We start from the raw sequence: 20,447 nt of genomic DNA on the forward strand, positions 1-20,447 counted from the left end.
ACGATGCGCAATCTCCCGGCCTTCACGCTGGCCGGCTACGACAAGGGCCGCGGGCTGCTCGTACAGGCCCTGTGGTTCGCCGTGATGAACACCGTCTTCATGGCCTGGTTCTGCCCGGCCCGGCTGCGGGTCTCGCTGCTGCGCGCCTTCGGGGCGCAGATCGGCACCGGCGTGCTGATCCGGCACCGGGTGCGGGTGCTGTGGCCCTGGAAGCTGACCGTCGGCGACCACACGTGGATCGGCGAGGGCGCCTGGCTGCTGAACCTGGAGCCGGTCGTGATCGGCGCGCACGTCTGCGTCTCGCAGGAGGCGCTGCTGTGCACCGGCAGCCACGACCACCGGGCCGCCGACTTCCGGTACCGCAACGCGCCCATCACGGTGGCGGACGGGGCCTGGATCGCCACCCGCGCCACCGTCCTGGCCGGTGTCACCGTCGGCCGCCACGCGGTCGCCGGGGCCGGCTCCGTGGTCCACAAGGACCTGCCCGAACTGACCCTGCAGACGGCGGACGGCAGCCGCCGCCCCGTGGAGGAGCCGAAGTGAGAGTCCTGCACGCCGTCACCCTGCACTCCCCCACCCATGCCTTCGGGGGGCCGGTGCGGGTGGCCCTGAACCTCTCCAAGGGGCTGCGGGCGCGCGGCCACCAGGCCGGTCTGCTGGCCCTCGGGGAGGGTTTCGGGGACCCGTGGCCCACCGGGGTGGAGGGGGTGCCGGCCCGGCTGTACCCGGCCCGCCGGCTGCTGCCGCTCGGGTTCAGCGGGATGACCTCCCCGGCCCTGCTCGCGCAGGCCGGGAGGCTGGTGCGCGACGCCGACCTGGTCCACGTGCACCTGGCCCGGGACCTGGTGACCCTGCCGGTGGCGCTGGCGGCGCTGCGGGCCGGGAAGCCGCTGGTGCTCCAGACCCACGGGATGGTGGACCCCAGCGACCGGCTGCTGGCGAAGGTGCTGGACGCGCTGGCCGTGCGCCGGGTGCTGCGCGGCGCCGGCGCGGTGCTGTACCTGACCCCGCACGAGCGGACCGGTCTGGACGCCGTGGTGGGCCGTCCGCTGGAGAGCGCGGTACGGCTGGTCAACGGCACCCCGGCGCAGGAGGAGCGGCCGCCGCTGTCCGGACCGCCGCGGATCCTGTACGCCGCCCGGCTCCAGGCCCGCAAGCGGCCGGTGGACTTCGTGGACGCGGCCGCGGAGGTGCTCGGGACGCACCCGGACGCGCGGTTCGTGCTGGCCGGGCCCGACGAGGGCGAGCGGGCGGCCGTGGACCGGCGGATCGCGGAGCTCGGGCTCGGGGACCGCTTCGAGGTACCGGGGGCGCTGTCCGGGGAGCGGGTGCTGGAGGAGCTGCGGCGGGCGCACGTGTACGTGCTGCCGTCGGTGGACGAGCCCTTCCCCATGTCGGTGCTGGAGGCCCTGTCGGTGGGCGTGCCCGCGGTGGTGACGCACTCCAACGGCCTCGCGAAGGACATCGCCGCGGCGGGCGCGGGCCGGGCGGTGGAGCCGGGTCCGGCGGGGGTGGCCGCGGCCGTGCGGGAGCTGCTGGACCCGCAGGAGAACGGCGGCGCCTCGGCGGCCGCCCGCAAGCTGGCCGCGGAGTCCTTCTCGATGGACGCGGTGCTGGACACCCTGCTGGGGGTCTACGGGAGGCTCCTGCCGTAGCGGACGCGCACCCCGCACACGACGCGGCCCCGCACGCGCCTGGCGCGTGCGGGGCCGGTCTGCGGGTACGTGCGCGCGGCCGCCCGTACGTACCGCCGTCAGTAGACGGGGACCCAGGCGTAGCAGCCCGTGGAGGTGAACTCCGCGGTCCCCGAGGGGATCTTGGCGACGATCCGGTCCCCGGCCTTGGCGCCGAGCTCCGGGCCGGCGGCCAGGCTCTTGCCGCCGCTGCCCTTGGCCTGCCAGGTGCAGTCCGGGCCCGGGGTCAGGGCGCGGTAGCTGCCCGGCTCCGGGTCCTTGAGCACGCCGTCGGTGAAGCCCTTCTCCGCGTCCGCGAGGACCGGCTTCAGCTCCGGGCACAGGTGCGGGATGGCGGCCTTCGCCACGGGGATCTCGCCCGCGATGATCGACGCGGTGGCGGCGTCCTTGTCCCGCTTCGCCGTCCGGGCCACCCGCTGGCAGGCCTCCTGGCCGGTCTGCAGGACGGCCGCCGGGTCGGTCTTCTCCGGGACGCGGCCGCTGAGGTACTCGCGCTCCTCGTCCGTGAAGGTGCCGGTGACCGGCTTGAGCGCGCCGTCGTCCACGACCGGGCCGCTGGGCTTGGCGGCCGGGGGCGCGGTCCTGGCGGGCGGGTTCGCGGAGGCGTCCGTGCCCGGTTCCGCGACGGCGGACGGGGCCGCCGCGTGCGCTCCGGACACCTGCTCCTTCGCGTCGTCGCCGGAGCTGCAGGCGGTGAGGGTGAGGGCGGCGGCGAGCAGGGCCGCGGCCGCGGAGCGCCGGTTCAGGGGACGCATCAGGTGGCTCCAGTGGTACTGGGTCATTCGGAGGGGGTACGGGTGCGGGGCCCGCCGGTGAGGCCGGGCCCCGCACCTGTGGTTCACCGGTCCGCTGTTACTGCGGTCCGAAGGTGAGGACGAGCTGCGGCGCGGCCTCCGAGGCGGTGGACTCCGAGGACCAGAGCCACAGCGGGTCGGTGCCGTTGCTGACCAGGGCGAGGCTGTACCCGGTGGTGCCGAGCGCCGCCGAGACGGCCGCCTTGTCCAGGTCCACGCTGTGGACGGCCGAGCCCTCGGCGACCCCGGCGACGGAGCCGATGGCCCCGGTGCCGACCGCCGGGCGGGTGTTGTAGGTGGTCGTACCGCTCCAGGCCGCGTCGAACGGGACCACCGAGACGGTGTCCACCGTGCCGGAGTTCGCCGCCGTGGAGGTCTTGAACTGCAGGGACGCGCTCTTCAGCACCTGGCCCGCCGGGGCGGCCGGGAGGTTGAAGCGCAGGTACGACTGGTAGAGCGAGCCGCTGCCGCGGACGGCCATCGAGGTGGACGTGCCGTAGGACGCGCTCGGGGCACCCTGGTTGACGTAGGTGTCCTCGGTCGGGGTGACCTTGGAGACCGACTCGGAGGGGGCCTTCGCCAGGTTGTAGTGGTTCTGGACCTGGGCCTGGGTGAGCACGGTCGGGTAGACGGCCGTCTCGTCGATCTGCCCGGCGAAGAAGTTGCTCGTCGGGCGGCTCGGCCAGCTGGACAGGTTGTCGCCGCCGACGTGCCAGTAGCCGGGGTAGTCGTTGTGCGTGGTGGCGCTGCCCAGGGTGCCCCTGAGCTGGCCGTCCACGTACAGCGCCATGCCCGAGGGACCCTGGGTGGCGACCACGTGGTGCCACTTGTTGTCGTTGTACGACGGGTCGAACAGGCCGAGGCCGGAGGAGACGGTGCGGGTGGAGCCGTTGTACACGCCGAAGATCAGACGACCGGAGTTGGTCATGTAGATCTGCTTGTCGTACGAGCTGCTGTTGCGGGTGGTGTTGTTCCCGAAACCGATCAGCTTGCCGCCGCGCGTGGTGCTGGTCTTGAACCAGGTCTCCAGCGTGTACGTGCTGCCGACGCCGGTGCGGCGGTCGCTGTACACCTGCTGGCTGGTGCCGTTGAAGCCGAGGGCCGTGCTGGCTCCGGTGACCGCGCCGGGGGCCTGGCGCAGGGTGGGCGCGTTCAGGTGGATGCCGCTGTGGTTGCCGGCGGCCGAGGAGTCCGCGACGTACGGGTGGACCAGGTCGTCGTAGCGCCAGTACAGGTTGGCGCCGTCGGCGCGCACCTGGTTCGGGTACGTCTGGACCGAGCCGGGGACGGTGACCGAGGCGGTCGAGGACAGCGCGCTGGCGTTGCCCGCGGCGTCGGTGGCGCGCACCCGGTAGGTGTAGGACTGGCCGGCCTGGACGGTGGTGTCGTTCCAGGAGGCCTGCGGGCGCTCCCACTCCAGCGAGGAGGCCGTGACGGTGGCGATCGGGGTCGCCGAGCCGTTGCGGTAGATGCGGTACGTCAGCTTGCTGTCGTCGGCGTCGTAGCTGGTGCGCCAGCGGACCTGGACCTCACCGGGCTTGACGCTGGACGCGCTGGCGAGCGGGACGGTGGGCGCGCCGACGTCGCCGGTGGAGGCGAAGCGGGTCAGGGCCTGCTGGGCCTTGCCGTTGATCAGCGTGAACTCACCGCCGACCCACATGTACTTGACGCCGTTCTTCTCCGAGATGCTCATCACGCGCGGGCCGATGCCCTCGCCGATGCCGTCGTTGGCGGTGGGGTGCCAGCCGAGCTTGCCGGGGCCGCGCACGTAGCCGCCCACGGGCGCGGGGGCTGCGCCGGTGTGGTTGGTGGGCTGCGCGAGCAGGAAGTGGCGCTTGCCGTCGGGGAACTCCAGCTCGGTCGAGCAGTCGTGCGCGTGCGAGGAGCTGTACAGGACGCCCTGGTAGGGGAGGACGTACTGGGTGGCGCCCAGGCAGCGGTCGCGCCACTTCTCGGTGAAGTCGCTGAGGTTCAGCGCGGCGCGGCCGTCGAAGACGCCGCCGCCGGAGCCCTCGTTGCCGGTGTAGAAGCCGCCCTCCTCGTCGGTGGCGATGTGCTTGACGACGGAGTTGGTCGGGAAGAAGCCGTTCGGGTAGGCCTTGGTGAGCTGCCCGGTGTCGGCCTTGACCACGGCGAGGGCGTGCGAGTTCGCACCGTTGACCTGGAAGAAGTCGCCGCCGATGATCACGTTCTTGCCGTCGGGGGTGACCTCGACGGCCCGGCCCGGCTCGTCCGCGTTGGCGGTGAAGGGCTTCAGGGCGCCGGTCGCGGCGTCGACCGCGGCGAACCGCTCGCGGGTCTGGCCCTCGACGAAGCCGAAGTCGCCGGCGGCGTAGAGCGAGCCGCCGCCGAGGGCGAGCGCGCGGACCGTGGCGGGGAAGGCCGGGTGGAAGTCGGCCTTGGGGGTGCAGCTGGCTATGTCGATCGCGGCGACGCTGCTGACCGGCGTGCCGTTGACCGCGCCGAAGTAGCCGCCCGCGTAGAGCGTCTTCTCGTCCTCGGACACCTTCAGGGCGCGCACGGTGGCGGTGCCCTCTCCGACGGTGAAGGAGAGCTTGCAGGCGGTCGGGGCGCCGGTCGCGGCGTCGAGCGCCACGAAGTTCACGGCGTCCTGCGCGGTGCCGGCGCCGCCCTCGGGCGGGGCCACCTCCGAGAAGGTGCCGCCCGCGAAGACGGTGCCCGCGGCCTCGGCCATCGCGAAGACGATGCCGTTGGGCTGCCAGGTGGGCAGGTCGTCGGCGGTGAAGGCCACCGGCGAGGTGATGGCGGAAGCCTCCGGCATCACCATGATGCCGATGCCGGTGCCGGCGCCGGCGAGGGAGAGGACGAGGGCTGCGGTCAGCCCTCTGGATCTACGCATGAGCCCCCCAGGGCACAGTGCCCGGTTTCTGAATGGCTGGAAATCGACGAACAGCCATATGTACTGGCGCAGAGTAGGGCTCAGGGGAGGGCCCGGTCACCCCGCTTGACCCATTGCATACCAAGGGGCACGAGCGAATCGGTGTACTGCGGACATATGGCGACACGTTCCAGCCACCACCGGGAGACGGTGACCGGAACATGCCCAAACTCTAGGGGGTCAGCGGTCGATCCGTACGGCGACCCCGGCCAACTGGTCCGCCACCTGCTTGAGGTCCGCGTCGACCATGATCTGCGCCAGTTCGTCCACCAGGACCGTCGGCTTCCAGCCGAGCAGGTCACGGGCCTTGCCCGCGTCGCCGATGAGTGCGTCGACCTCGCTGGGGCGCTCGTACTTGGCGTCGTAGAGCACGTGCTCGTTCCAGTCCAGGCCCGCGTGGGCGAAGGAGGACTCCAGGAACTGGCGGACGGTGGCGGGCACGCCGGTGGCGACCACGTAGTCGGTCGGCTCGTCCTGCTGGAGCATCCGCCACATCGCGTCCACGTACTCGGGGGCGTAGCCCCAGTCGCGGACGGCGTCGAGGTTGCCGAGGTAGAGCTTGTCCTGGAGGCCGTGCTTGATCCGGGCCACGGCGCGGGTGATCTTGCGGGTCACGAAGGTCTCGCCGCGGCGGGGGGACTCGTGGTTGAAGAGGATCCCGTTGACCGCGAACATGTCGTAGGCCTCGCGGTAGTTCACCGTGGCCCAGTACGCGAAGACCTTCGCGGCGCCGTACGGGCTGCGCGGGTGGAAGGGGGTCGCCTCGTTCTGCGGCGGCGGGGTGGCGCCGAACATCTCCGAGGACGAGGCCTGGTAGATGCGGGTGTCGACGCCCGAGGCGCGGATGGCCTCCAGCAGGCGCAGGGCGCCGAGGCCGGTCACGTCGCCCGTGTAGAGCGGGGCGTCGAAGGAGACGCGGACGTGGGACTGGGCGCCGAGGTTGTAGACCTCGTCGGGCTGGATGTCGCGCAGCAGGTTCACGAGGGCCACGCCGTCGGACAGATCCGCGTGGTGCAGCACGAAGGAGCGGTTGGCCGTCTGCGGGTCCTGGTAGACGTGGTCGATGCGCTCGGTGTTGAAGCTGGACGACCGCCGCACGAGACCGTGCACCGTGTAGCCCTTGGAGAGCAGCAGTTCGGCGAGGTACGAGCCGTCCTGCCCGGTGACTCCGGTGATCAGCGCTGTCTTGCTCATGGGCGGTTCCCCCAGGGAGAGTGTGTGGTTCGTACAGAATTGCGGGGTTCGTCCCCAGCGGTCGGAGCGGGCCTGGCATGATCCGGTCTATGACTGCATCGCTGCCGTACCTGCCCACGCATGCCCGCGTCTTCGTCGCGGGCCACCGCGGCCTCGTGGGATCCGCGGTCGCCCGGCGGCTGACCGCCGAGGGCCACGAGGTCATCACCCGCACCCGGGCGGAGCTCGACCTCCGCGACGCCGCCGCGACCGCGGCCTTCCTCCAGGACACCCGGCCGGACGCCGTGGTCCTCGCCGCCGCCAAGGTCGGCGGCATCATGGCGAACAGCACCTACCCGGTGCAGTTCCTGGAGGACAACCTCAAGATCCAGCTGAGCGTGATCGCCGGGGCGCACGCCGCCGGGGTCGGCCGGCTGCTGTTCCTCGGGTCCTCGTGCATCTACCCGAAGCTGGCCCCGCAGCCGATCAGCGAGGACTCGCTGCTGACCGGGCCGCTGGAGCCGACGAACGAGGCCTACGCACTGGCCAAGATCGCCGGCATCGTCCAGATCCAGTCGTACCGCAAGCAGTACGGGGCCTCGTACATCTCGGCCATGCCGACGAACCTCTACGGTCCGGGCGACAACTTCGACCTGGAGACCTCGCACGTGCTGCCGGCGCTCATCCGGCGCTTCCACGAGGCGGCGGCGGAGGGGCGCGACGAGGTGGTGCTGTGGGGCTCGGGCACCCCGCGCCGGGAGTTCCTGCACGTGGACGACCTGGCGGCGGCCTGCCTGGTGCTGCTGGGCTCCTACGACGGGGACGAGCCGGTGAACATCGGCTGCGGTGAGGACCTGACCATCCGGGAGCTCGCGGAGACCGTCGCCGACGTGACCGGCTTCCGCGGCCGGCTGGCCTGGGACACCGGGAAGCCGGACGGCACCCCCCGCAAGCTGCTGGACGTCACGCGCCTGACCTCCCTGGGCTGGAAGCCCGCGGTCCCGCTGCGGGACGGGATCGAGGCCACCTACCGGTGGTGGCGCGAGCAGGGCTGATCTCACGGGCAGGGCCTCTCAGTACGCTCCGCGGCCGTCGACGACGGCGCGGAACGTACGGGCCACCACGTCGACGTCGCTGGTGAAGGACCAGTTGTCGACGTACTGGAGGTCGAGCTGGATGGTCTCGTCCCAGGAGAGGTCCGAGCGGCCGCTGATCTGCCACAGCCCGGTCATGCCGGGGCGCACGGTGAGCCGCCGGAGCTCGACCTCGTCGTACTCCGCCACCTCCTCGGGCAGCGGCGGCCGCGGGCCGACCAGGGACATGTCGCCGACGAGCACGTTGATCAGCTGGGGCAGCTCGTCCAGCGAGGTGCGGCGCAGCAGCCGGCCGGCGGCCGTGACCCGGGGGTCGCGGCGCATCTTGAACATGTGCCCGTCGTTCTCGTTGGCGCCCGCGAGCTCGGTCTTGAGCCGGTCCGCGTCGACGACCATCGTGCGGAACTTCCACATGGTGAAGGGCGCGCCGCCGCGGCCGATGCGCTGCTGGCGGTAGAAGGCGGGGCCGGCGGAGCCGAAGCGGATGGCGGCGACGATGGCGAGGAAGACGGGGGCGAGGACGAGCAGCCCGAGCCCGGCGCCGACCCGGTCCAGCAGGGTCTTGAGCACCGGCTGCACCCCGCGGCTGACCGGCGGGGCCACGCGGAGCACGGCGAGGCCGCCCGCGGAGAGGGTCTCCAGCCGCTTGGGCGAGACCTCGACGAGCCCGGGGAAGACGGCGAGCTCCAGCCCGGCGTCGTGCAGGGCCCAGGCGACCCGGCGCAGCCGCTCCCCGGCGATCCGGGCTCCGGGCGCGACCAGGACGAGGTCCGCGTGGTACTGGGAGACGGCCGCGAGGACGGCGTCGGAGTCCCCGGCGAGGGCCTCGGGCATCTCGGCGGCGATCCGCGCGGCCTCGGGGACCCCGCTGGTGAGGGCGCCCGTACCGACCGGGATGACGCCGACGACGACGTACGGGTGGTCGGTGCGGGCGGCGAGGTGGCCGATGACGCTCTCGGCGGCGCCGGGCTCGGCCACGACCAGGACCCGGCTGACGGCCTGGGCCTCGCGGCGGGCGGCGCTCAGGTGCCGGTAGGTGAGCTTGTGGCAGGCGACGGTGATCAGGAGGGCCGGGACGAGGGCGCCCAGGGCGGCCAGCCGCGGGGTGCTCTCGTCGGTGGCGGCCCGGGCCACGGCGAGGACACCGATCAGAATCAGCCAGTCGTGGAGTACGGGCAGCACCCCGCGGGATTCGCCCAGCGAACGCGCGGCGTAGCGGCGGCGCAGCGCCTGCACTCCGGTCCACGCCAGGGCGGCGCCGAGGGCGCAGTACAGCGGGCGCGCCTGGCGCGCGGCGTCGAAGACCAGGGCCACCGGTATGCCCGCTCCGATGAAGTCGGCGGTCAGCGCGGCGGGCAGGTACCAGCGGGCCTTGTCGGCGAGGCCTCGGCGGTTCACTTCTGACACAGGTCCTGATCTGGCCACTCGTGGAGCGGGAAGGTGAACATGCCTCATGGGCCCCCCTGGCACGTTGATTGGTCGGCCGTGCGGCACGCTCGTCGCTTCCCCCGGCGACGTGCTGCCGATGCACCGGGAAACAGTACGACAAACACCCGTACGGTAATCGCCGTTTACGCGAACGAGATCCCTCGTTGCACGTTCGTTAACGGGCGGTACCTCTCATTCCGGATAGCGGAACGACCCTTCTCACATGAAGGTGAATTGTTCGTATAGCGGACATGCATCTTCGGACAACGAACCGTTTCCGGCCAATCATTTGACGCGGCCCTGACATACGACATCTCGGGTGGCACTCTTCACTCCGTTCCACGCACCGCCCTCGCTCTGCCCGGCGGCCCACCCAGCCTGCCGAACCCCCCTTGCAGAAGGAGTCTGCGTTGAGAGCCACCCCCCAGCGGCGCGCCACCGCCGCCGGCGCCCTCGTTGCCGCCGCAGCCATGCTTGCCGTCGGCATCCAGACCGGTACGGCCACCGCCGACGCCACCGCGTCGCAGGCCGCCGTCGCGGCGCCGAAGCCCAACCCGGGCAAGGCAACGGTCAAGCTCACCCCGTCCCAGCGCGCCTCGCTCATAGCCGAGGCCTCGGCCGGCACCGCGGCCGCCGCCAAGCAGCTGCGGCTGGCCGGCGGCGAGAAGCTCGTCGTCCGCGATGTCGCCAAGGACGCGGACGGCACCACCCACACGACCTACGAGCGGACCTTCAACGGCCTGCCCGTCCTCGGCGGCGACCTGACCGTCCACGCCAAGGACGGGGTGACCCAGTCGGTCACCAAGGCCACCCAGCGCAGCATCGCGGTCGCCGACCTCAGCCCGTCGGTGGCCCCGGCCGCCGCCGAGAAGCAGGCGCTGGCCGCCGCGAAGGCCGAGGGCTCGAAGGACACCAAGGCCTCCCGCGCCGCCCGCAAGGTGATCTGGGCCGCCGACGGCACCCCGGTCCTCGCCTTCGAGACGGTGGTCGGCGGACTCCAGCACGACGGCACCCCCAACGAACTGCACGTGATCACGCACGCCGAGACCGGCGCGAAGATCGCCGAGTGGCAGGGCGTCGAGACCGGCACCGGCAACACCATGTACACCGGCCAGGTCACCCTCGGCACCTCGCAGTCGGGCAGCACCTACAACCTGACCGACGCCACCCGCGGCAACCACAAGACGTACAACCTCAACCGCGGCACCTCCGGCACCGGGACCCTCTTCTCCGGCCCGGACGACGTCTGGGGCAACGGCCTGCCGTCCAACCTGGAGACCGCGGCCGCCGACGCCCACTACGGCGCCGCGCTGACCTGGGACTACTACAAGAACGTGCACGGCCGCAACGGCCTGCGCAACGACGGAGTGTCCCCGTACACCCGCGTGCACTACGGCAACAACTACGTGAACGCCTTCTGGCAGGACTCCTGCTTCTGCATGACGTACGGAGACGGCGAAGGCAACGCCAAGCCGCTGACCTCCATCGACGTGGCCGCCCACGAGATGACCCACGGCCTCACCTCGGTCACCGGCAACATGACCTACAGCGGTGAGTCCGGCGGCCTGAACGAGGCGACCTCCGACATCATGGCGGCGGCCGTCGAGTTCTACGCCAACAACCCGCAGGACGTCGGCGACTACCTGGTCGGCGAGAAGATCGACATCCGCGGCAACGGCACCCCGCTGCGCTACATGGACAAGCCGAGCAGGGACGGCTCCTCCAAGGACGCCTGGTACTCGGGCATCGGCAGCATCGACGTCCACTACTCCTCGGGCCCGGCCAACCACTGGTTCTACCTGGCCTCCGAGGGCAGCGGCCAGAAGGTCGTCAACGGCGTGAGCTACGACTCGCCGACCTCCGACGGCCTGCCGGTGACCGCGATCGGCCGCGCCGCCGCCGAGAAGATCTGGTTCCGCGCACTGACCGTGGGCTACTTCAAGTCCAACACCAACTACGCGGACGCCCGGGTCCAGACCCTGAAGGCCGCGGCCGACCTGTACGGCCAGGGCTCGGTCACGTACAACAACGTGGCGAACGCCTGGGCGGGCGTGAACGTCGGCGCCCGCATCCCCAACGGGGTCACGGTCACCAACCCCGGCCCGCAGAGCACCGTCACCGGCAGCGCCGTGAACCTGCAGGTCCAGGCCAGCAGCAGCAACGCCGGTGCGCTCAGCTACGCCGCCTCCGGCCTGCCCACCGGCCTGTCGATCAACTCCTCCACGGGTCTGATCACGGGTACGGCGAACACCGCCGGCACCTACAGCGCGACCGTCACGGTGACGGACTCGGCCAACCAGACCGGGACCGCCTCCTTCCCGTGGACCGTCGGCACCACCCAGCCGAACGTCTTCGAGAACACGACCGACTACACGATCAGCGACAACGCGACCGTGGAGTCCCCGATCAACGTCACGCGCACCGGCAACGCCCCGGCCGCGCTGAAGGTGGACGTCAACATCGTCCACACGTACGTCGGTGACCTGGTCGTGGACCTCGTGGCCCCCGACGGCTCGGTGTACAACCTGCGCAACCGCACCGGCGGCAGCGCGGACAACATCGTGCAGTCCTTCACGGTGAACGCCTCCTCCGAGGCGGCCCAGGGCACCTGGAAGCTCCGGGTCCGTGACGCCGCGTCCCTGGACACGGGCTACATCAACAGCTGGAAGCTGACCTTCTAAGAGGGCGGCGCCACCAGCAGGAGCACACGGCAGCAGAGGAACGGCCCGGGGATCCGAGTCCCCGGGCCGTTCGCGCGCACGGCGCCGCGCAGCGCTACCTCAGCACCACGCCCGGCCCGTCCCCGCTCCCGTCCGGCGGGGCGGCGACCAGGCCCAGCTCGGCCGGGCTCGCCAGCAGCGGGTGCGCGGGCAGGACCCGCACGGTGTACCCGAAGGGCCCGGTGCGGTCGAGGGCGAGCGGGCCCTCGTACAGCCATCGGCCCTCCAGGTCCGGCCCGGAGGCGGGCTTCAGCGGGAAGGTGCGGGCGTCCGCGATCACGTCCTGCGCGTCCACCCGGCCCGCCACGGCCTGCACCTCCACCTCCTCCGGGGCCAGCGCGTCGAGGGCCACCTGCACCCGCAGGGTCAGGGTGCCGCCCAGCTCGGCGGTGCCGTTGACCGCACCGGGGGCCGCGGCCGCCGCAGCCGCCGCACCCGCTTCCACGTGGTGCACCGCCACCTGCGGCCAGGCGGCCCGCACCCGGGCCTTCCAGGCGGCGAGCCCGCGGGCCGCCTCCGGGTCCAGGGCCCGGTGGGCGAGCGCCGCGGGCGCGTACAGCCGCTCCACGTACTCGCGCACCATCCGGCCCGCCAGCACCTTGGGCCCCAGCGAGACCAGGGTCCGGCGCACCATCTCGATCCAGCGGGCGGGCAGGGCGGCCGCGCCGGCCCGGTCGTAGAACCGGGGGGCGACCCGCTGCTCGATCAGCTCGTACAGGGCCGCGGCCTCGGCGTCGTCCCGGCGGTCCTCGTCCGTGCCGTGCCCGTCGGCCGTGGGGATGGCCCAGCCGAAGTCCGGCTCGAACCACTCGTCCCACCAGCCGTCCAGCACGGACAGGTTGAGGCAGCCGTTCAGGGCGGCCTTCATCCCGCTGGTGCCGCAGGCCTCCAGCGGGCGCAGCGGGTTGTTCAGCCAGACGTCGCAGCCCGGGTAGAGCTTCTGGGCCATGGCCATGCCGTAGTCGGGCAGGAAGACGATCCGGTGGCGCACCCGCGGATCGTCCGCGAACCGCACCAGCTCCTGGACCAGCCGCTTGCCCCCGTCGTCGGCGGGGTGCGCCTTGCCCGCGACCACGATCTGCACGGGCCGGTCCGGGTCCAGCAGCAGCCGGCGCAGCCGCTCCGGGTCGCGCAGCATGAGGGTGAGCCGCTTGTACGAGGGCACCCGGCGGGCGAAGCCGATGGTGAGCACGTCGGGGTCGAGCACCCCCTCGATCCAGCCCAGCTCGGCGGCCCCGGCCCCGCGCTGGCGCCAGGAGGCGCGCAGCCGCTCGCGGACCTCCTGCACGAGCTGTTCGCGCAGGACCCGGCGCAGGTCCCAGATCTCGTGGTCGGGGATGTCGGCCACGGCGTCCCAGCGCGGGGAGCCGCCGACGGACAGGGCGTCCTCGGTGCGGCCGGCCCCGATCTGGCGGGCGCCGAGGCGGACCACCTCGGGGGCCACCCAGGTCGGGGCGTGGACCCCGTTGGTGACGGAGGTGATGGGGACGTCCGCGGGGTCGAACCCGGGCCACAGGCCGGCGAACATCTCGCGGCTGACGGCCCCGTGCAGGGTGGAGACCCCGTTGGCCCGCTGGGCCAGGCGCAGTCCCATGACGGCCATGTTGAAGACGCCGGGGTCGCCGCCGGGGTAGGTCTCCCGGCCCAGTTCCAGGATGCGTTCGACGGGGATCCCGGCGAGTTCGCCGCCCTCGCCGAAGTGCCGGGCGACCAGGGAGCGGTCGAAGCGGTCGATGCCGGCGGGCACGGGGGTGTGGGTGGTGAACACCGTCCCGGCGCGGACGGCCTCGACGGCGGCCTCGAAGCCGAGGCCCTCCCCCTCCAGTTCCCTTATGCGCTCCAGCCCGAGGAAGCCCGCGTGGCCCTCGTTGGTGTGGAAGACCTCGGGGGCCGGGTGGCCGGTGAGCGCGCAGTACTCGCGTACGGCGCGCACCCCGCCGATGCCGAGCAGCATCTCCTGGAGCAGCCGGTGGTCGCTGCCGCCCCCGTAGAGCCGGTCGGTCACCTCGCGGGCGGCGGAGTCGTTGTCCTCCACGTCCGAGTCGAGGAGCAGCAGGGGTACGCGGCCCACGCGGGCCTGCCAGACGTGGGCGTGCAGGGCGCGCCCGGCGGGCAGGGTGAGGCTGATGCGCACGGGGGCGCCGTCGGCGCGGCGCAGCAGGGCGAGGGGCAGCTCGTTGGGGTCGAGCACCGGGTAGTGCTCCTGCTGCCAGCCCTCGCGGGACAGGCTCTGGCGGAAGTAGCCGTGCCGGTAGAGCAGGCCGACGCCGATCAGGGGGACGCCGAGGTCGCTGGCGGCCTTGAGGTGGTCGCCGGCGAGGATGCCGAGACCTCCGGAGTACTGGGGCAGGGCGGCGGTGATGCCGAATTCGGGGGAGAAGTAGGCGATGGCTGCGGGCAGGCGGGCGGGGTCCTCGTGGGCCTGGTACCAGCGTTCGCCGCCCAGGTAGTCGTCGAGGTCGGCGGCGGCGGCCGCGAGGCGGCGCAGGAAGCGGCGGTCCCGGGCCAGTTCGGCGAGCCGGTCGGCGGAGACGGAGCCGAGCAGGCGGACGGGGTCGCCGCCCGCGCGCTGCCACCCCTCCCGGTCGACGGATTGGAAGAGTTCTCTCGTTTCCGCGTGCCAGGACCAGCGCAGGTTGCGCGCGAGGTCGTGGAGCGGCAGCAGGGGTTCCGGCAGGACGGGGCGCACGGTGAATCGACGGATGGCCTTCACGTGTTCCACCTTTGCAGGGGAAGTGCGGTTCGGAGCGGACGCACGGCGCTGTGCCCCCGGGCTTCACCCGAGCAAGCCTCTCCAGGATCCGGGGCCGCCAATCCTGGGGCCGTCCGGCGGGCGGGGCGCCCGCCCGAGGGGGCCGGGCGCGGCCCTGCGGGCCGGGGCATAGGCCGCCCGAAAAGGCCTGCAGAACGGGCCCTCGGCATGTCCGCGCGCCCCGCCCCCCGGGAGCACACGGACTACCTTCGAGTAGGTGACCGAAGCCGGATTGCCCGCCCCCTGCGGAGGGAAGGGCTCCACGGGTACGAGCGCACGGCACACCCGACTCCCCTCCAATCCCGCCACCCGAGTGAACGCGGACAGGAGCGGCCATGCCCGCAGCCCTGCCGCCGACTGAGCGGCTAGAAACAGAGCGAGCAGCGCACCGAGCGGCACCCCCCGGCTCCGCGTCCCCCGGGCCACCGGCTTCACCCGTACGTGCCCTGCTGTCGGTACCCGACACAACCCCCAGGTGATCTCATGATCGGTCGCATTCCCGTGCTGGACGTCCGCCCTGCCGTCGACTGCGGCACTCGGCCCGCGAAAGCGGTGGTGGACGAGGTGTTCGAGGTGAGCGCCACGGTGTTCCGCGAGGGGCACGAGGCGGTCTCGGCGCATCTCGTGCTGCGCAATCCACAGGGCCGGCTGCAACCGCCCGTACCCATGCGAGAACTGGCCCCCGGCACGGACCGCTGGGGCGCCCGGATCAGTGCCGCCGCCGAGGGCCGGTGGACGTACACCGTCGAGGCCTGGAGCGACCCGGTCGCGACCTGGCGGCGGCTGGCCCAGATCAAGGTCCCCGCGGGGATCGACGCCGACCTGGTGCTCGTCGAGGGCGCCGAGCTGTACGAGCGGGCGGCCGCGAAGATCCCGAAGAAGGACGGCCGGGAGCACGTGCTCGCGGCGGCCGACGCGATGCGGGACCCGGACCGGCCGGCGGCGGCCCGGCTGGCGGCGGCCCTGACCCCGGCGGTGGACGCGGCCTTCGCGGCCCGCCCGTACCGGGAGCTGGTGACCGCCTCGAAGCCGCTGCCGCTGGTGGTGGAGCGGCGCCGGGCCCTGTACGGGTCCTGGTACGAGCTCTTCCCGCGCTCCGAGGGGGCGGTGGTGCCGCAGGACGGCCCGCCGGTGAGCGGCACCTTCCGCACGGCTGCCGAACGCCTGCCCGCCGTGGCCGCGATGGGCTTCGACGTGGTCTACCTGCCGCCGATCCACCCGATCGGGCAGTCGCACCGCAAGGGCCCCAACAACTCCCTGTCCGCGGGCCGTTACGACGTGGGCGTGCCCTGGGCCATCGGCTCCCCGGAGGGCGGGCACGACGCGGTCCACCCGGACCTGGGCACGATCGAGGACTTCGACCGCTTCGTGGCCCGCGCCCGGGACCTGCGGATGGAGATCGCGCTGGACTTCGCCCTGCAGTGCTCCCCGGACCACCCGTGGGTGGAGAAGCACCCGGAGTGGTTCCGCCACCGGCCGGACGGGACGGTGGCCTACGCGGAGAACCCGCCGAAGAAGTACCAGGACATCTACCCGATCGACTTCGACCGGGACATGGACGGGCTGGTCCGGGAGACGGTGCGCGTCCTGCGGTACTGGATGGACCACGGGGTGCGCATCTTCCGGGTGGACAATCCGCACACCAAGCCGGTGGTCTTCTGGGAGCGGGTGATCTCGGAGGTCAACAAGGCCGACCCGGACGTCATCTTCCTGGCGGAGGCCTTCACCCGCCCGGCGATGATGCGGGCGCTGGCCGCCGTCGGCTTCCAGCAGTCGTACACCTACTTCACCTGGCGCAACACCAAGCAGGAGCTGACGGAGTACGTGACCGAACTGGCGCACGAGGACTCGGCCGCGGTGATGCGCCCGAACTTCTTCGTCAACACCCCCGACATCCTGCACGCGTACCTCCAGCACGGCGGCCGGCCCGCCTTCGAGGCCCGGGCCGTGCTGGCCGCCACCCTCTCCCCCACCTGGGGTGTTTACGCCGGCTACGAGCTGTGCGAGAACACCCCGCTACGCGAGGGCAGCGAGGAGTACCTCGACTCGGAGAAGTACGAGCTGCGGCCGCGGGACTGGGAGGCGGCCGAGCGCGAGGGCCGCAGCATCGCCCCGCTGATCACCGCGCTGAACCGGCTGCGCCGCCGCAACCCGGCGCTCCAGCAGCTGCGCGACATCCGCTTCCACGAGACGGACAACGAGGCGGTGATCGCCTATTCGAAGGCGGCGGAGGGGCCGGGCGGGCGCAATACCGTACTGGTGGTCGTCAACCTGGACCCGCACCACACCCAGGAGGCGACCGTCTCGTTGGACATGCCGGCACTCGGCCTCGACTGGCACGGGTCCCTCGCAGTGCGCGACGAGCTCACCGGCGAGACGTACCACTGGGGCAGGGCGAACTACGTACGCCTGGAACCGGGACGCCGGCCGGCGCACGTGCTCGCCGCCCTGCGCCCGTCCCCGTCGACCGGATCGACCGGAGGGTCACCCGCCTGATGATGATCAACGACCCCGTCCACGACACCTTCGAGGACACCCCCGCCAAGGACCGCGACCCCGACTGGTTCAAGCGGGCGGTCTTCTACGAGGTGCTGGTCCGGTCCTTCCACGACAGCAACGGCGACGGCGTGGGCGACCTGAAGGGCCTGACCGCCAAGCTCGACTACCTCCAGTGGCTGGGCGTGGACTGCCTCTGGCTGCCGCCGTTCTTCAAGTCCCCGCTGCGCGACGGCGGTTACGACGTCTCGGACTACACCTCCGTACTGCCCGAGTTCGGGGACCTCGCGGACTTCGTGGAGTTCGTCGACGCCGCCCACCAGCGCGGGATGCGGGTGGTCATCGACTTCGTCATGAACCACACCAGCGACCAGCACGAGTGGTTCCAGCAGTCCCGGTCGGACCCGGACGGCCCGTACGGCGACTACTACATGTGGGCCGACGACGACAAGCAGTACCAGGACGCCCGGATCATCTTCGTGGACACGGAGACCTCCAACTGGACCTACGACCCGGTCCGCAAGCAGTACTACTGGCACCGCTTCTTCTCCCACCAGCCCGACCTCAACTACGAGAACCCGGCGGTCCAGGAGGAGGTGCTGTCGGCCCTGAAGTTCTGGCTGGACCTCGGCATCGACGGGTTCCGGCTGGACGCGGTCCCGTACCTCTTCGCCGAGGAGGGCACCAACTGCGAGAACCTCCCGCGGACGCACGACTTCCTCAAGCGGGTCCGGGAGGAGATCGACGCGCACTACCCCGACACCGTGCTCCTCGCCGAGGCGAACCAGTGGCCGGAGGACGTGGTCGACTACTTCGGGGACTACTCCAAGGGCGGGGACGAGTGCCACATGGCGTTCCACTTCCCCGTGATGCCGCGGATCTTCATGGCGGTGCGCAGGGAGTCCCGCCACCCGGTCTCCGAGATCCTCGCCAAGACCCCCGCCATCCCCTCCGGCTGCCAGTGGGGCATCTTCCTGCGCAACCACGACGAGCTCACCCTCGAAATGGTCACGGACGAAGAGCGCGACTACATGTACGCCGAGTACGCGAAGGACCCGCGGATGCGGGCCAACGTCGGGATCCGGCGCCGGCTGGCCCCGCTGCTGGACAACGACCGCAACCAGATCGAGCTGTTCACCGCCCTGCTGCTGTCCCTGCCCGGCTCCCCCGTCCTCTACTACGGGGACGAGATCGGCATGGGCGACAACATCTGGCTGGGCGACCGCGACGGGGTCCGCACTCCGATGCAGTGGACCCCCGACCGCAACGCCGGCTTCTCCTCCTGCGACCCGGGACGGCTGAACCTGCCGGTCATCATGGACCCGGTCCACGGCTACCAGGTCACCAACGTGGAGGCGGCGATGACCTCGCCCTCCTCGCTGCTGCACTGGACCCGGCGCCTCATCGAGGTCCGCAAGCAGAACCCCGCCTTCGGCCTGGGCTCGTACACCGAACTGCCCTCCTCCAACCCGGCGGTGCTCGCCTTCCTGCGCGAGTACGGGGACGACCTCGTGCTGTGCGTGCACAACTTCTCCCGCTTCGCCCAGCCCACCGAGCTGGACCTGCGGGCCTTCAGAGGCCGGGTACCCGTCGAGCTGACCGGTGAGGTGCGCTTCCCGCCGGTCGGCGAGTGGCCGTACCTGCTGACCCTGGCGGGGCACGGCTTCTACTGGTTCCGGCTGCGGGCCGAGCGCACCCGCAGGCCCCGCGCCGGCGCCTGACGCACCGGAGGGTGCGGAGGCGGCCGCCGCCGCCTCCCGCCCCCTCCCGGCTCCCTGCTGCTCCCTCCTGCTCCACCCTCTCCGCGGCGAATGGGTCAATCGCCGTCCCGGTACGGACCATCCCTGACCCGACACTCGCACACGACCGGACAGCAACTGCCGTGATCCGGGACAATCTGCGCATTCTGGCGGGCCCGGGGAAAGGACGCGATTGCCATGTCGGAGGCCTCCTCCGCCCGGAGCCGTGCCGCGGGCCGCCGCACGCCCGGGCCGCACCCCGCCCCCGGGGCGCTGCGCCCCCTCGAACCCCTCCTGCGCGCCTGGCTGCCCCGGCAGCGCTGGTTCGCGGGCAAGGGGCGCACGATGCACCGGCTGCGCCTGGTCTCGGCAGTGGAACTGCTGCCGCCCGGCGCCTCCCCCGGCCTGCTGCACCTGCTGGTGGGCATCGACGAGGACTGCTACCAGCTGCTGCTGGGACTGCGCCCCGCCCTGCCCCCGGCGCTCGCCCCCACCCTCATCGGCCGCGCCGAGAGCGGCCCGTACGCGGGCCTGACCGTGTACGAGGGGCTCGGGGACCCCCGGCTCGCGGCCCTGCTGCTGGAACGGTTGCGCACCCCCGGCAGCCTGCACCCGCTGCGCTTCGACCGGGACCCCGCCGCCGCCATCCCGGCCACCGCCGCCTCCCGGCCGCTGTCCGGGGAGCAGACCAACTCCAGCCTGGTGTACGGGGACTCGCTGATCCTCAAGGTGTTCCGCCGGGTCGGCCCCGGGCTCAACCCCGACCTGGAACTGCCCAGAGCCCTGGCCGGTGCGGGCTGCGCCCGCGTCCCGGCCCCCGTCGCCTGGTACGAGGCCGAGCTCCCCGGCTCGGAACCCCTCACCCTCGGCGTGCTCCAGCCCTTCCTGCGCGACTCCGACGACGGCTGGCAGCTGGCCCTGCGGCGGCTGCGCGCGGGCGACGCCTTCACCACCGAGGCCCACGCCCTGGGCCGGGCCACCGCCGAGGTGCACGGCAGCCTCGCCGAGGCCCTGCCCACCGTCTCGCTCGGGCCCGAGCGCACCGCGCGGCTGGCGCAGGCCATGACGGCCCGGCTGGCGGCCACCGCCCGCGAGGTGCCCGCACTGCACCCGCACCTGGGCGGGCTGCGGGCTGCCTTCGACGCCCTCGCCGGGACCCGCGGGCAGCCGGTGCCCGCCCAGCGCATCCACGGGGACCTGCACCTGGGGCAGACCCTGCGCGCCCCCGGCGGCCACTGGTCCCTCATCGACTTCGAGGGGGAGCCGGCCCGGCCGCTCGCCGACCGCCGCCGCCCCGAGCCGGCGGTCAAGGACATCGCCGGGATGCTGCGCTCCTTCGACTACGCGGCCCGCTCCCACCAGCCCTTCGACCCCGCCTGGGCCGAGTCCTGCCGGGACGCCTTCTGCTCCGGCTACGCCGCCACCACCGGGCGGGACCCGCGCGAGGACGCCGTGCTGTTGCGCGCGTTCGAGACCGACAAGGCCGTCTACGAGACGCTGTACGAGGCCCGGCACCGGCCCGACTGGCTGCACGTCCCGCTGGCCGCGGTCCGCCGGCTCGCCGCGGCGGCCGCCCCGCGCACGCCTTAGCGCACCCGCGGCCCGTCTCCCCCCTCTGCTTCCCCAGCTCTCCCTGCTTCCCCTTTCTCCCCGCTTCT

General features: G+C 72.4%; 12 protein-coding genes. 7 read left to right on the top strand and 5 right to left on the bottom strand.

Features of this window, described 5'->3' with window-relative positions; translation table 11 throughout:
• Window positions 1–3: 3 nt before the first annotated feature.
• Together ACZ7JZ_RS24805 and ACZ7JZ_RS24810 are read left to right on the top strand one after the other, a co-directional pair.
• Window positions 4–543: a WcaF family extracellular polysaccharide biosynthesis acetyltransferase gene (locus tag ACZ7JZ_RS24805; RefSeq protein WP_470942951.1), complete on the top strand. Its 540-nt coding sequence runs from the start codon at window positions 4–6 to the stop codon at window positions 541–543.
• Entirely contained in the window at window positions 540–1,655 is a 1,116-nt protein-coding gene (locus ACZ7JZ_RS24810) for a glycosyltransferase (protein WP_470942952.1), read from the top strand. Before ACZ7JZ_RS24805 ends, ACZ7JZ_RS24810 begins: the two co-directional genes overlap by 4 nt.
• A 98-nt stretch (window positions 1,656–1,753) precedes the next feature.
• Here the strand turns inward: ACZ7JZ_RS24810 and ACZ7JZ_RS24815 are convergent, their stop codons facing one another.
• The 3 genes from ACZ7JZ_RS24815 to gmd all read right to left on the bottom strand — a co-directional run bounded on the left by ACZ7JZ_RS24815 (window position 1,754) and on the right by gmd (window position 6,581).
• Window positions 1,754–2,476, bottom strand: a complete 723-nt coding sequence (locus ACZ7JZ_RS24815; RefSeq protein ID WP_470942954.1) for a hypothetical protein — start codon at window positions 2,474–2,476, stop codon at window positions 1,754–1,756.
• A 70-nt stretch (window positions 2,477–2,546) separates the two neighbouring features.
• Window positions 2,547–5,348, bottom strand: coding sequence for a CBM96 family carbohydrate-binding protein (locus ACZ7JZ_RS24820; protein ID WP_470942955.1), 2,802 nt, complete (start codon window positions 5,346–5,348; stop codon window positions 2,547–2,549).
• Window positions 5,349–5,567: 219 nt separating this feature from the next.
• Window positions 5,568–6,581, bottom strand: coding sequence for a GDP-mannose 4,6-dehydratase (gene gmd, locus ACZ7JZ_RS24825; RefSeq protein ID WP_470942956.1), 1,014 nt, complete (start codon window positions 6,579–6,581; stop codon window positions 5,568–5,570).
• Between the two features lie 89 nt (window positions 6,582–6,670).
• Here gmd and ACZ7JZ_RS24830 point away from each other — a divergent pair, with 89 nt between their 5' ends.
• The gene (locus ACZ7JZ_RS24830; protein ID WP_470942958.1) at window positions 6,671–7,615 is read left to right on the top strand and encodes a GDP-L-fucose synthase family protein; all 945 of its coding nucleotides are present in this window, start codon (window positions 6,671–6,673) and stop codon (window positions 7,613–7,615) included.
• A gap of 18 nt (window positions 7,616–7,633) precedes the next feature.
• On the opposite strand, the gene ACZ7JZ_RS24835 is transcribed toward ACZ7JZ_RS24830, so the two are convergent.
• Complete coding sequence (locus ACZ7JZ_RS24835; RefSeq protein WP_470942959.1) at window positions 7,634–9,109, bottom strand: sugar transferase; 1,476 nt, start codon at window positions 9,107–9,109, stop codon at window positions 7,634–7,636.
• A gap of 383 nt (window positions 9,110–9,492) precedes the next feature.
• Between ACZ7JZ_RS24835 and ACZ7JZ_RS24840 the strand changes: the two genes are divergently transcribed.
• Complete coding sequence (locus ACZ7JZ_RS24840) at window positions 9,493–11,763, top strand: M4 family metallopeptidase (protein WP_470942960.1); 2,271 nt, start codon at window positions 9,493–9,495, stop codon at window positions 11,761–11,763.
• A 94-nt stretch (window positions 11,764–11,857) separates the two neighbouring features.
• On the opposite strand, the gene glgP is transcribed toward ACZ7JZ_RS24840, so the two are convergent.
• The gene (gene glgP / locus ACZ7JZ_RS24845; protein ID WP_470942978.1) at window positions 11,858–14,515 is read right to left on the bottom strand and encodes an alpha-glucan family phosphorylase; all 2,658 of its coding nucleotides are present in this window, start codon (window positions 14,513–14,515) and stop codon (window positions 11,858–11,860) included.
• Window positions 14,516–15,037: 522 nt separating this feature from the next.
• On the opposite strand from glgP, the gene ACZ7JZ_RS24850 reads away from it, so the two are divergent.
• The 3 genes from ACZ7JZ_RS24850 (at window position 15,038) to ACZ7JZ_RS24860 (ending at window position 20,379) form a co-directional block, all read left to right on the top strand.
• Window positions 15,038–17,050, top strand: a complete 2,013-nt coding sequence (locus ACZ7JZ_RS24850) for an alpha-1,4-glucan--maltose-1-phosphate maltosyltransferase (RefSeq protein WP_470942962.1) — start codon at window positions 15,038–15,040, stop codon at window positions 17,048–17,050.
• Complete coding sequence (gene treS / locus ACZ7JZ_RS24855; RefSeq protein WP_470942964.1) at window positions 17,050–18,771, top strand: maltose alpha-D-glucosyltransferase; 1,722 nt, start codon at window positions 17,050–17,052, stop codon at window positions 18,769–18,771. Before ACZ7JZ_RS24850 ends, treS begins: the two co-directional genes overlap by 1 nt.
• Window positions 18,772–18,987: 216 nt before the next feature.
• Complete coding sequence (locus ACZ7JZ_RS24860; protein ID WP_470942965.1) at window positions 18,988–20,379, top strand: maltokinase N-terminal cap-like domain-containing protein; 1,392 nt, start codon at window positions 18,988–18,990, stop codon at window positions 20,377–20,379.
• Window positions 20,380–20,447: the final 68 nt, after the last annotated feature.

This window comes from Streptomyces sp. NPDC038213 (assembly GCF_055600495.1).